The sequence below is a fragment of the Vandammella animalimorsus genome, from assembly GCF_002285265.1.
GTDB lineage: Bacteria > Pseudomonadota > Gammaproteobacteria > Burkholderiales > Burkholderiaceae_C > Lampropedia.
On the sequence record NZ_NSJB01000001.1, the window covers coordinates 658,612 to 671,544 of the forward strand.

Annotated in this window: 8 protein-coding genes; 3 read left to right on the plus strand and 5 right to left on the minus strand. The window is 67.3% G+C overall.

Features of this window, described 5'->3' with window-relative positions:
* Positions 1 to 486 precede the first annotated feature (486 nt).
* The 5 genes from CK625_RS02830 to CK625_RS02855 form a co-directional block, all read right to left on the minus strand.
* Complete coding sequence (locus CK625_RS02830) at positions 487 to 1,896, minus strand: DUF1501 domain-containing protein (RefSeq protein WP_095538718.1); 1,410 nt, start codon at positions 1,894 to 1,896, stop codon at positions 487 to 489.
* Between the two features lie 19 nt (positions 1,897 to 1,915).
* Positions 1,916 to 4,039 (minus strand): DUF1800 domain-containing protein, encoded by a 2,124-nt coding sequence (locus CK625_RS02835; protein ID WP_143326153.1) that lies wholly within the window; start codon positions 4,037 to 4,039, stop codon positions 1,916 to 1,918.
* 226 nt (positions 4,040 to 4,265) lie between these two features.
* Positions 4,266 to 5,684 carry a DUF1501 domain-containing protein gene (locus tag CK625_RS02845; protein ID WP_095538721.1) on the minus strand — a complete coding sequence of 473 codons (1,419 nt, stop codon included), beginning with the start codon at positions 5,682 to 5,684 and terminating at the stop codon, positions 4,266 to 4,268.
* Positions 5,685 to 5,699: 15 nt separating this feature from the next.
* A complete protein-coding gene (locus tag CK625_RS02850) occupies positions 5,700 to 7,787 on the minus strand; it encodes a DUF1800 domain-containing protein (RefSeq protein ID WP_143326154.1) in 2,088 nt (695 codons plus the stop codon).
* 328 nt (positions 7,788 to 8,115) lie between these two features.
* Positions 8,116 to 9,141 (minus strand): glycosyltransferase family 2 protein, encoded by a 1,026-nt coding sequence (locus tag CK625_RS02855; RefSeq protein ID WP_095538723.1) that lies wholly within the window; start codon positions 9,139 to 9,141, stop codon positions 8,116 to 8,118.
* Between the two features lie 159 nt (positions 9,142 to 9,300).
* On the opposite strand from CK625_RS02855, the gene CK625_RS02860 reads away from it, so the two are divergent.
* The 3 genes from CK625_RS02860 (at position 9,301) to CK625_RS02870 (ending at position 12,930) form a co-directional block, all read left to right on the plus strand.
* Positions 9,301 to 9,849 carry a CreA family protein gene (locus CK625_RS02860; protein ID WP_095538724.1) on the plus strand — a complete coding sequence of 183 codons (549 nt, stop codon included), beginning with the start codon at positions 9,301 to 9,303 and terminating at the stop codon, positions 9,847 to 9,849.
* 62 nt (positions 9,850 to 9,911) lie between these two features.
* A complete protein-coding gene (glpK, locus tag CK625_RS02865; RefSeq protein ID WP_095538725.1) occupies positions 9,912 to 11,408 on the plus strand; it encodes a glycerol kinase GlpK in 1,497 nt (498 codons plus the stop codon).
* Positions 11,409 to 11,523: 115 nt separating this feature from the next.
* Positions 11,524 to 12,930 (plus strand): amino acid permease, encoded by a 1,407-nt coding sequence (locus CK625_RS02870; RefSeq protein ID WP_095538726.1) that lies wholly within the window; start codon positions 11,524 to 11,526, stop codon positions 12,928 to 12,930.
* The last annotated feature ends 3 nt before the right edge of the window (positions 12,931 to 12,933 follow it).

Below are 12,933 nucleotides of genomic sequence, written 5' to 3' on the forward strand. Positions count from 1 at the left end.
GTCTGGCGGCGGGCCAGCCACTGGCGGGTTTTGCGGCGCGCCGCCCGGTGTGGGCGCCGGGCTCGGGCCGGGGTTGGGCCCGGGCGCAGGCGGCATGCCCGGCGCGGGCGGGGCCGCACCATCGCCCCCGCCGCCGCAAGCTGCCAGGGTAAAGGCCAGCATGGTCGACAGACTGCCGACATTGCGCAGCGCTGGCGAACCCAGCGCCGCGCCAACACCCAGCAGGCTGCCCAGCAAGTGCCTGCCTTGCGGTGCCGTAGCAGGCAAGGCAGCTGGCTGGGCCTGTTCTGGCTTGCTCTGCCCAGCCAGCGGGCCTGGTGCATCACCCAGCGGGCGAGAGGATGAACTCGACATCGCGTACCCCCTATGACGACTCAAGGTGTCGCAGACCATGAAAAGGCGCTGCAGCCTAGCCTGGCGGCAAGGCCAGGCCCCAGCGCAACGCCCAATCGCCCCAAGCCCACAAGGCGCTTGAGACCTGTGCGGTTAGCCAAAGAATCCCAGGTTGGAGCTGGCAAAGTTGCCGATATTGGGCACGACCAGGCGCATCTCCGAATCGCTCACGCCGAACCAGCGCGCCAGCGTGGCGGCGTATTCGTCCACCGAGGCGGTGGGGATCATGCGCCCCTGGCCCACGTCCAGGCCAGTGCTGGGGTCGTAGTCCGCATCGACGTGGTAGATCGGCGTCTTGCCGTAAATGCCACCCTTGACCGCACCGCCCAGCACCATGTGGGTGCTGCCCCAGCCGTGGTCGGAGCCATTGCCGTTGGTGACCATGCAGCGCCCGAACTCCGAGGCGGTGAAGGCTGTGACCTGCTCGGCCATGTTCAGCTTGCGCATGCTTTCGTAGAAGCCATAGAGCGCGTCGTTGAGCTCGGTGAGCTTTTCCGGGTGGCGCGTGGCGAGCAGGGCGTGGTCGTCAAAACCCGACAGCGAGACGAAGAACACCTGGCGGCGCACGCCAATGGCGCGGTTGCCGGCGATGAGCCGGGCCACGATGGCCAGCTGCTTGCCCAAATTGGTATCGGGGATGTCCGAGACCTTGTCCTCCGTGCCAATGGCCAGCATGGCATCGACCTGGTCGCTGGCGGCCATGGAGCGGCGCATCATGCGGTTGAGTTCTTCTTCGAGCATGTGCGGGCGCGCCTCGGTCACCAACTCGTGCAGCACGTCCTGGCATTGCCTGGTGCCGATGCAGCCGCCGGACTGGTTGTTGAAATCGCGCACCCGCGCCGCGCCCTGGGTACTGATGCGGTAGGTCAGCGCGCTCTGGCCGGAGATGAACACCGCCTGGCCTGCGGCCGAGATGCAGGCAAAGGTGGAGTTGGTCGCGCCGCTGGCCAGCGCCAAATCGCCCATGGCCCCGCCCCAGCCCTTGACCGAGCCTTCGGCGTGCGAGCTTTGCCAGACGGACTGCTGGTCGTTGTGCGAGAACAGCTTGGGCGGCAGCGGCACCGAGCGTCTGCGGTATTGCTCCAGCGTCGTGGGCACGATCAGCGGGCCGACGTTTTGTTGGATGGCCAGTACCCCCTGGTCGTAGAGCTTTTTCAGCTTGCCCAGCTGCGGCGCCAGCGCAAAGCGCTGGCCGCTGGGCTGGCCTGCGCTGGCTGCCAGCGTGGTGGCCGCCAGGCTGGCGCGCGCGGTGGCAAAGCCCGCACGCATCTTCGCGTAGGAGGCGTAGCCGGCATCATCGACGCGGATCAGCGTGTTGCCGTTGTCGTTGCCGCCGTAGAGGAACACGCACACCAAGGCCTTGTAATCGCCGCCGGCATTGAAGGCGGCGGCCTCGCTGATGGCTGCCAGATTCATCGCCCAGGGCGCAGCCGCACCGGCCAGCCCCAGTTGCCCGAAACGGCGCAGGAAGGCGCGGCGCGAAGTGGTATTGAAATCGTCCATGATTGGCACCTTTTCTTTGTTATTTCTGCACGATGTACTCGGGGCAGCACATCACCATGAAGATGGCTGCGCGCACGCGGTTGGTGCGTGACTCATCGCCGCCGCCAATCCAGACGGATTCGGCCGCCTGGGCAATGCGCTCGACCGTGCGCTGCGACAGCTGGCCACCGGCCAGTATCAGGTTCAGGTAGCGCACCAGCCGCAGGGGCTCATCCACCATCGTCAGCTCATGGCGGTAGTCGCCCTCCACCTGGTGCCAGCTGCGCAGCAGCGCATTCATGGTGTTGATGTAACCCACGACCGTGTATTCATCGAGGATCTGGAACTCCGGCGCCGTGGCCCCCTTGGCCGCCATGGCCGTCTGCGGCGGGATGTAGCCAGGGCGGAAGAAGTTGAACACCGACATGCTGTTGAGCGGCGTCTGGCCTACGTATTCCGTCAGGTCGTACATGGGAAAGGAGGCCCTGTTGGGCGCGCCGGGCCTTTTGCGCGCCTTGAAGGTCGCGCCCCATTGGGCAATGCGCAGCATGGGCTCGCGCAGCTTGCCAAAGTCGCTGGGGGCTTGGCCCTCGGTGGCGGCCATCACTTCCGGGTCCAGCAGCACAGCCTTGATCACGGCCTTGAGGTCGCCGCGCTGGCCGCGGCCGTTGTTGGCAAAGGCCGCCGCCACGCGCGCCACGTACTGCGCGCTGGGGTGGCTGGTGACCAGGCGCTGGATCAGCTGGCGGCCGATGAAGGGTCCGACGTTGGGGTGGTTGAACAGCAGATCCAGCGCCCAGTCCAGCTTGCGCCGCGCCGGCTCGGAGCCCGCCATGGTCTGGCCAAACAGCGTCACGTCCTCGGTGGCGTGCCAGTCGGGCTTGAGGGCCATGGGGTTGCGCACGCGCTGCGGGTTCGTGGCGCGCACGTGGCCTCTCTCGTCGTAGTCCCAGCCGGTGAAGATGCGCGCCATGTTGGTCACGGTCTCCTGCGTGTAGGTCTCGATCGGCTTGCCGCCTGCCAGCTTCAGGCTGCCGTCCTGGTTGAGCTCATGCAGGCCGATGGAGAACAGCTGCATCACCTCGCGCGCGTAGTTCTCATCGGGGATGCGGCCCGTGCGCGGATTGGCGCGGCGGTTGCCGCGGCTGCTCAGGTACGCGCCCATGGCCGGGTTGAGCGAAATCTCGCCCAGCAGCGTGCGGTAGTTGCCAAAGGCATTGCGCATCAGCAAGTCCCAATACGCCGCCATGGCAAAGGTGGGGGACTCGATCAATACCTCACGGCTGGCCACCACGAGGATTTCCGACCAGGCCAGCGCCACCCGCTTGCGCATGCCATCGACGGGGTTCATCAGCATGAACCACGACATATAGCCCGTGTGCTGCGTGTTGAGGTGCTCCTCGGTGTTCAGGCCTTCGCGCATGGCCCATTGCCAGCCGGTCATCTCGCGCTGCGGCGCGGCCAGCTGCGCATCCAGCCAGGGCTCATAGCCCATGCGCTGGATGTCCTCGATGTCCTTTGGCGTCACGAAATGCTGGCAGCGCAGAATGAACGAGGCCGCCTGCTCGGGCGTTTGAGGCCGCCGCACGGATGGCGACGGTGAGGGCGATGGACTGGGCGCTGGCGAAGGCACCGGGCCTGGAGCTGGCGCCGGGCCTGGAGCCGGCGCTGGTGTTGGCGCGGGCGAAGGTGTGGGCGCGGGTGAAGGTGTGGGCGCGGGCGTGGGTGCCGGCGGCGGTGTGGGCACAGGCGCGGGCGCCGGGGCCGGCGGAATGGGCGCGGGCGGGCGGTTCGGGTCTGGCGGTGGGCCGGCCACTGGCGGGTTTTGCGGCGCGCCACCCGGCGCGGGCGCCGGTGTTGGGCCCGGGTTGGGGCCGGGCGCTGGCGGCATGCCTGGCGCAGGCGGGGCCGCATCGTCGCCCCCGCCGCCGCAGGCGGCCAGGGTAAAGGCCACCATGGCCGCCAGGCCGCTGGAGCTGCGCAGCGCCGATCCAGCCAGGGCGGAGCCCACGCCCAGCAGGCTGCCCAGCGAAATCTGCGCGGCATCGGCAGGCGGCGCAGGCACCGCCTGGGCCGTGCTCGCCGCAGGCTCGCGCTGCGGCATTGGCTGGCCCGGCTGCTCAGGCCGTGGCTCTTGCTCGGTTTGTGGTGATTCAATCTTCATGGCAACAGCCCTTTTACTGTCAATTTCAAACCCGCAGCTGTGCTGCATGCGGCTGGCTCAAGCCAACACCGCCACATGGCCTGCGGGCAGTTCATCGATCATTGCGGCTTGGACGCCTTGGGCAAAACAGCGCTGCTTGGGGGCCAGGCTGCAAACCGCAGCCCGCGCCCAGTCGGCATCGGTTTTGGCCCAGGGCCTCAGGCCTGTTCAAAATCTCAGCGCGGCCTCATCGGAAAAAGCCCAGGTTGGAGCTGGCAAAGTTGCCGATATTGGGCACCACCAGGCGCATCTCCGAATCGCTCACGCCGAACCAGCGCGCCAGGGTGGCGGCGTATTCGTCCACCGAGGTGGTGGGAATGGCGCGGCCCTGGCCTATGTCGTGGCCGGTTTCCTCGTTGAAGTCCTTATCAGTGAGGTAGCTGGGCGTCGTGCCATAGATCTTGCCGCCCTTGACCGCGCCGCCGATGATGAAGTGCGTGCCCGCCCAGCCGTGGTCGGAGCCATTGCCGTTGGTGACCATGCAGCGCCCGAACTCCGAGGCGGTGAAGGCCGTGACCTTGTCGGCCATGTTCATGTCGCTCATGTGTTCGTAGAACTGCACGAGCGCGTCGTTGACTTCCTTGAGCTTGCCCCGGTGCGTGGTGTTCAGGCCCACGTGGTGGTCGAAGCCGCCCAGGGAGACGAAGAACACCTGCCGGCGCACGCCCAGCGAGGTGTGGCCAGCAATCAGGCGAGCTACGATCTTCAATTGCTTGCCCAAGGTGGTATTGGGCATGCGGCTGAACCTGTCGGCGCCGTGCTGCTGCAAGGCCGCGTCGACCTTGTCGCTGGCATCGATCGAGCGCCGCATCATGCGGTTGACCTCATCTTCCAGGATGTGCGCGCGCGTCTCGGTGATCATTTCGCGCAAGATGTCCGAACACTCCTGCACATTCCTGCAAACACCAGCGCGGCTGCCGATCAAGTCCCTGACCTGAGCGGCACCGTCGGTGCTGATGCGGTAAGTCAGCGCGGCCTGGCCAGCGAGGAACACGGCCTTGCCATCCGCCGAAATGCAGGCAAAAGTGGCATTGGTGGCGCCGCTGGAGAGCGCCAGATCACCCAACGTCCCGCCCCAGCCCCTGACGGCCCCTTCCGGGTTGGAGGCCTGCCAGATCGACCTCTGGTCGTTGTGCGAGAACAGTTTGGGCGGCAGCGGCACCCTGCGCGCTTTGTAATCGGCCAACGTGGTAGGCACAATCAGCGGGCCAACGTTTTGCTGAATGGCCAGCACCCCCTGGTCGTAGAGTTTTTTCAGGCCGCTCAGTTGCGGCGCCAGCGCAAAGCGTTGGTCACCAGCTTGCCCCGTGTTGGCCGCCAGCGTGGTGGCGCCAAGCTCGGCGCGCGGGATGGCAAACTCCTCGGTGCGCATGGTCTCGTAAGACGCATAGCCATCGTTATCGACGCGAATCAGCGTATTGCCGTTGTCGTTGCCGCCGACCAAAAAAACACACACCAGGGCCTTGTAATCGTTGCCGGCATTGAAGGCTGCGGCCTCTCCGATAGCAGCCAGGTTCAAGGCCCAGGGCGCAGCGCTGCCAACCACCCCCAAGTGCCCCAGGCGGCGCAGGAAGGCACGGCGCGAAGTCTTGTTGAAATCATCCATGACTGACACCCTTTCTTATTTCTGAACGATGTACTCGGGGCAGCACATCACCATGAAGATGGCTGTGCGCACACGGTTTTTCCGGCTTGCTTCATCCTTGACGGCAATGGCCTCGGCGGCCCGGACGATGCGCTCGAAGTTGCGCTGCGAGAGCTGGCCGCCTGTGAGCATGAGGTTCAGGTGCGCCACCAGGCGCGAGGGCTCGTCGGCCATGGGCATCTCGCGGCTGTAGTCGCCCACCACCTGCCGGTCATCGCGCACCAACTCGGCCACCACATTGATGTAGCTGGCCACGGTGTATTCATCGAGGATCTGGAACTCCGGCGCCGTCATACCCCGCGCTGCCATGGCCGTTTGCGGCGGCACATAGCCAGGGCGGAAGAAGTTGAACACCGTCGGGCTGTTGAGCGGGTGCTGGCCAATCTCCTCCATGAACAAGGGCAATGGGAAAGACAGCCGCGATGTCGAGCTGGCCTTCTTGCGCGCCTTGAAAGTCGCGCCCCATTGGGCGATGCGCAGCATGGGCTCGCGCAGCTTGCCAAAGTCGTTGGGCAACGCCTGCCCTTGCGTGACGGCCATGACCTCCGGATCCAGCCAGATGGCCTTGAGCACGGCCTTCATGTCGCCGCGCTCGCCGCGGCCATTGTTGGCAAAGGCCGCAGCCACGCGCGCCACGTACTGCGGGCTGGGATGGCTGGTCACCAGCCGCTGAATCAGCTGGCGGCCGATGAAGGGCCCGACGTTGGGGTGGTTGAAGAGCAGATCCAGCGCCCAGTCGAGCTTGCGCCGCGCCGGCTCGGAGCCAGCCATGGTCTGGCCAAACAGCGTCACGTCCTCGGGCGAGTGCAAATCGGGCCTGAGGGCCATGGGGTTGCGCTCGCGCATCGGGTTCGTGCCCTTTGTGTGGCCCGTCATGTCGTAGTCCCAGCCGGTGAAGATGCGCGCCATGTTGCTCACGGTCTCTTGCGTGTAGGTCTCAATCGGTTTGCCACCGGCCATCTTCAGGCTGCCGTCCTGGTTGAGCTCGTACAGGCCGATGGAAAACAGCTGCATCACCTCGCGCGCGTAGTTCTCATCGGGGATGCGGCCCGTGCGCGGATTGGCGCGGCGGTTGCCACGGCTGCTCAGGTACGAGCCCATGGCCGGGCTGAGCGAGACATCGGTCAACAGCGTGCGGTAGTTGCCAAAGGCATTGCGCATCAGCAAATCCCAATACGCCGCCACTTTGAACTGGGACGACTCGCCCCGCAGCTCCACCGTGGAAACCACGAAGATCTCCGACAAGGCCAGCGCCACCCGCTTGCGCACCCCGTCGATGGGGTTCATCAGCAGGTACCACATCATGTAGGGCACATCCTGGTAGTTGATGGTCTCCAGGGTGTTGAGCTTCTCTCGCAGGCTCCAGTCCCAGCCAGTGATCTCTTTTTGCGGCGCGGCCAGCTTCGCATCCAGCCAGGGCTCGTAACCCATGCGCTGGATGTCCTCGATGTCCTCTTCCGTCACGTAATGCTGGCAGCGCAGAATGAACGAGGCCGCCTGGGCAGGCGTCTGGGGCCGCAGCACGGATGGTGACGGAGATGGCGCTGGCGAAGGCACCGGGCCTGGGGCTGGGGCCGGGCCAGGGGTCGGCGCTGGTGCAGGCGCTGGGCCTGGGGTTGGCGATGGCGTAGGCGCGGGCGAAGGCGTGGGTGCCGGGGCCGGGGGAATGGGTGCGGGCGGGCGGTTCGGGTCTGGCGGCGGGCCGGGCACCGGCGGGTTTTGCGGAGAGCCGCCTGGCACCGGAGCGGGCGTGGGCCCAGGGTTGGGGCCAGGCGCAGGCGGTATGCCTGGCGCGGGCGGGGCCGCATCGTCGCCCCCGCCGCCGCAGGCGGCCAGCGTAAAGGCCACCATGGCAGCCAGGCCGCTGGAGCTGCGCAGGGTGTGCGAAGCTACGGCCGAGCCCAGGCCCAGCAGCGCGCCCAGCGAAGGCAGGGCTTGGGATGGAGGCTGTGGCGCCGGCGGCAGTGCTCTGGCCTGCGCCGCTGCGGCATCGGGCGCGCTGTGCGGCGCGGCAGGCGCGGCTTGCGCCTCTTTTTCCGGCGGTGGGGACGATGCAATAGTCATGACAAACCCTCTTCTTCTTGACGGTACGGCCGCAGGCGCTGCCTGCAAACCATCCACAACGGCCGGCGGGCACGGGCGGGCACACAAAGATTGCAAAGCGCAACCACCCCGCCGCCGGGCCGGGCCTTGGGCTTTCGGATTTTTTTCAGAGCTCGGCGCAAAACGGCATGCCGACCTTGCTCGCATTTCTCACTGGAAAGCCCAGCAGATTTGTAACAGAAGCAAGCAAGTCAAATGTCAATCAATGCTTGAATTTGAACTTTTTCTTGCACTGGGGTTTTCCCTGGCTTGCCCGCCGGGCGCCGCCGGTCTTTGCGGCCGCAGGCGCTCACTCCAGCGCATCGGCAATGGGCTGCGTGGGCACGTTGCTGACGTCGTAGTGCAAGAAGGCAATCAGGCATTGCACGCCCACCATCACCGTCAGGCCGGCCAGCATCACTGTGCCGCTGCTGGCCGGCACGTCGGTGGCAATGCTGTGCTGCCAGTGGTAGATGCCAAAGGGCAAACCAAAGCCCAGCAGCAGCAAGGCCATGGCGCTGTAGAGCGAGCCCAGGTTGAAGTCGCGCACCCAGTAGCTGTAGGCATAGCGCTTGAGCGCGCGCGAGAGGTTGCCCAGCAGGAACTGCGGCAGCACCTGGCGGATTTTCAAATTCGAGACCTCCTGCGCATACACCGCGTCCATGGGCACGTCGCGCACCACGGCGCGCAGCGTGCCCAGGCGAAACAGCATGTCCGTCTCGAAAAAGTAGCGCCGGGCGATGCGCTGCAGCGGCAGCGCCCTGAGCACCTTGGCCGAGATGGCGGTGTAGCCATTGGTCGGATCCATGTTGGGCCAGTAGCCGCTGCTGAGCTTGGTGAGAAAGGACAGCACCAGATTGCCCAGCAGGCGCACGCCGGGCATGCTGCGCAGCGACTCGGGGCGGTAGAAGCGGTTGCCCTTGGTGTAGTCGGCCTGGCCGCGCACGATGGGCTGCACGAACCGGGGGATCAGCGCCGGGTCCATCTGGCCATCGCCATCGACCTTGACCACCACTTGCGCGCCCAGCTCCAGCGCGCGCGCGTAGCCGCTCATCACAGCCGCGCCCACGCCCTGGTTCTCGGTGTGAAACAGCACCTGCACGCGCGCATCGCGCACCTGCTGCTGCACCAGCTGGCCGCTGCCCTGCGGGCAGGCGTCGTCCACCACCAGCACGTGGCGCACGCCCGCAGGCATGGCCTGCAGCACCTCCAAAATGTGCGCGCTGACCTTGTAGCAGGGAATGACCACCGCCACAGCCGCCTGCGCCAGGCAGGCATCGCGCTCGGCTTGGGCCGGCGTTGGCGGGGCGACTTCGGTGCAGTGGGCGGCAGGCATGGGGGGCAACACGGGCAAGGGGCAAACAAAAGGGTCGCAAACGCGCCGATACTAACCGCCAGCAGGCGCGGCGACGGCCATGGCATGGCGCACAATCGCCCCCTGCGCCGAGATCTTCAACGGCGTTGAGCGCCTGCCACACCATCGACACCGACAGCCATGACCTTGCCCTTGCCCCTGCTTGCCCCCTGCTGCCCCCCACGCAACCCAAAGCGCCTGCGCCGCCAGGCGCTGCTGGCCTGGCTGGCCGCCTGCCTGGCATGGCCGGCGGGCGCGGTGCTGGCTGCAGGGCCAACGACCATTGGCACGGTCGATACAGCCTTCAAGCTCATCGGTCGCGACCACGACATCATCGTCGAGGCCTACGACGACCCGGCCGTGCAGGGCGTGACTTGTTATGTCTCGCGCGCGCGCACCGGCGGCATCAAGGGCTCGCTGGGCCTGGCCGAGGACCGCTCCGAGGCCTCCATCAGCTGCCACCAGGTCGGCCCGGTGCAGTTTGCCCAGCCGCTGCGCCAGCAGGAGCAGGTGTTCAGCGAGCGCACCTCGCTGGTCTTCAAGCGCCTGCGCGTGGTGCGCATGGTGGATGCGCCGCGCAACACGCTGGTGTATCTGACGTACTCGGATCGGCTGATCGACGGCTCGCCGCAAAACAGCGTCGCGGCCGTGCCAGTGGAGCGCGCCACGCCCATCCCGCTCAAGCAATAATCGGCCGCGCCCTGCCGGCTGCCCTGCGCCGCCGGCCTCATCCGCCCTCCCCTCGCCTTGCCATGACCTATCTTCTCGCCCTGGACCAGGGCACCTCCAGCTCGCGCAGCATCGTCTTCGACGCCCAGGGGCGCATCCACGCCATGGCGCAGCAGGAGCTGCCGCAGATCTACCCGCGCCCGGGCTGGGTCGAGCACGACCCGCTGCAGATCTGGCACAGCCAGCTGGCCACGGCGCGCCAGGCGCTCAAGCAGGCCGGCATCCAGGCGCGGCAGGTGCGCGCCATGGGCATCACCAACCAGCGCGAGACCACCGTGCTGTGGCATCGCAGCAGCGGCAAGCCGCTGCACCATGCCATCGTCTGGCAGGATCGGCGCGCCGAGCCGGCCTGCGCGGCGCTGCGCCAGGGCGGGCATGAGGCGCGCATCCAGCGCAGCACCGGCCTGCGCGTGGATGCCTACTTCTCGGCCACCAAGCTGCAATGGCTGCTGGACAACATCCCCGGCGCACGCGCGCAGGCCGAGCGCGGCGAGCTGGCCTTCGGCACCGTGGACAGCTGGCTGATCTGGAACCTCACGCGCGGCGCGGCGCACGTCACCGACGTCAGCAACGCCGCGCGCACCATGCTGTTTGACGTGCAGCGCAACCAGTGGGACCAAGAGCTGCTGGAGCTGCTGCGCATCCCGCCGGCCATCTTGCCCACGGTGCAGCCCTCGGCCAGCGCCTTCGGCCAGGCGCACGCCGACTGGCTGGGCCAGGCCCTGCCCATCTGCGGCGTGGCCGGCGACCAGCAGGCGGCCCTGTTCGGCCAGGCCTGCTTTGACAGCGGCATGAGCAAGAACACCTACGGCACGGGCTGCTTCATGCTGATGCACACCGGCGGGGAGTTCCAGCTCTCGGGCAATGGCCTGCTGACCACCAGCGCCGCGCAGACCGCCGCCGGCGCGCCGCAGTTCGCGCTGGAAGGCAGCGTGTTCGTCGGCGGCGCCGTGGTGCAGTGGCTGCGCGATGGCCTCAAGGCCATCAGCCACAGCAGCCAGGTGCAGGACCTGGCCGCCACCGTGCCCGACAGCGGCGGCGTGATGCTGGTGCCGGCCTTCACCGGCCTGGGCGCGCCCTACTGGCAGCCCGATGCGCGCGGCACCATCACCGGCATCACGCGCGGCACCAGCATCGCCCACATCGCCCGCGCCGCGCTGGAGAGCATCGCCTACCAGAGCACGGCCTTGCTGCAGGCCATGCAGCGCGATGCCCAGGCCGCTGGCGCCGCGCCGGTGACTGCCTTGCGCGTGGACGGCGGCGCCTGCGTCAATGACTTGCTGATGCAGTTCCAGGCCGACTTGCTGGGCGTGCCCGTGCTGCGCCCGCAGGTGGTGGAGACCACGGCCCTGGGCGCGGCCTGGCTGGCCGGGCTGGGCGCGGGGCTGTACGCAGGCACGGACGAGCTGGCCAGCCTCTGGCAGGCCGAGCGCCAGTTCCTGCCGACCATGAGCGCCGAGCGCGCTGCCGAATCCATGCAGGCCTGGGAGCACGCCGTGCGCCAGGCCACGGCGGCCTGAAAGCCCACGCCGCCATCCACCCCGCCACGCGCCGACACAAGGCTTGACAGCGCGCGGCGCCACAGCACGGCGCACTGCCGCCCCTCGTCGCCTTTGCCCTGACCTTGCTTGCACCATGAAAAATTTCAACCACATCATCGAACGCGAATCGGGCCTGCAGCGCCACCTCAGCGCCGGGCAAATGGCCATGATCGCCATTGGCGGGGCCATCGGCACCGGCCTGTTTCTGGGCAGCGGCTTTGCCATCGGCTTTGCCGGCCCCAGCGTCATCCTCAGCTACGCCATTGGCGCGCTGGTGGCGCTGCTGCTGATGGGCTGCCTGGCGGAGATGACCGTGGCCCACCCCACGGCCGGCTCCTTCGGGGCCTATGCCGAGCACTTCATCTCGCCGCTGGCGGGCTTTCTGGTGCGCTATGCCTACTGGGCCGCAGTGGTGCTGGCTGTGGGCACCGAGGTCACGGCCGTGGGCCTGTACATGGCCTATTGGTTCCCGGATGTGCCGCAGTGGTGGTGGGTGCTGCTGTTCTCGGCGCTGCTCATCGCCATCAACGCCACCAGCGTCAAAGCCTTTGGCGCGATGGAGTACGCACTCTCTAGCATCAAGGTCATCGCCATCGTGGCCTTCATTCTGGTGGGCTGCTGGGTGGTGTTTGGCGCGCAGCGCCCGGAGATCGGGCTGCACAACTACACCGCGCACGGCGGCTTCTTCCCCAAGGGCGCCTGGGGCATGTGGGTGGCGGTGATCATCTCCATCTTCAGCTACCTGAGCATCGAGATGATCGCCGTGGCCGCCGGCGAGGCGCGCGATCCGCAAAGCGCCATCCGCACGGCGTTTCGCTCCAGCGTGCTGCGCCTGGTGGTGTTCTACCTGCTGACGCTGGCGCTGATGCTGGCCATCGTGCCCTGGAGCAGCGCCGGCACCGACAAGAGCCCGTTCGTCAAGGTCATGGAGATCATCGGCATCCCGCACGCCGCGGCGGTGCTGAACTTCGTCGTGCTGGTGGCCGCGCTCTCGGCCATGAACAGCCAGCTCTACATCACCACGCGCATGATGTTCAGCCTGGCGCGCGCCGGCCACGCCCCGGCGGCGATGGGCCGGCTCAATGCGCGCGGCATCCCGCTGGCGGCGCTGGCCATCTCCTGCATGGGCATTGCCGTGGCCATGGTGCTCAACCTCTGGAAGCCCGAGCAGGCCTTCTTGCTGATGATGGCCATCTCCATGTTCGGCGCCATGTTCACCTGGTTCATGGTGTTCGTCACGCACTGGTTCTTCCGCCGCCAGCGCCAGCGCAGCCAGGCGCCGGCGCTGCCGTTTCAGATGTGGGGCTTTCCCTGGCTCACGCTGCTGGGCGCGGCGCTCATGCTGGCCATCTTGCTGACCACGCTGTTCGTGCCGCAATTTCGCATGACCCTGCTCGTGGGCCTGCCCTTTTTGCTGGCGCTGACCCTGGCCTACCAATTGCACTACCGCCACCGCACGCCAGCCGCCGTGACCGCGACGGCAGCGCCGGCACAGGAATGAGTC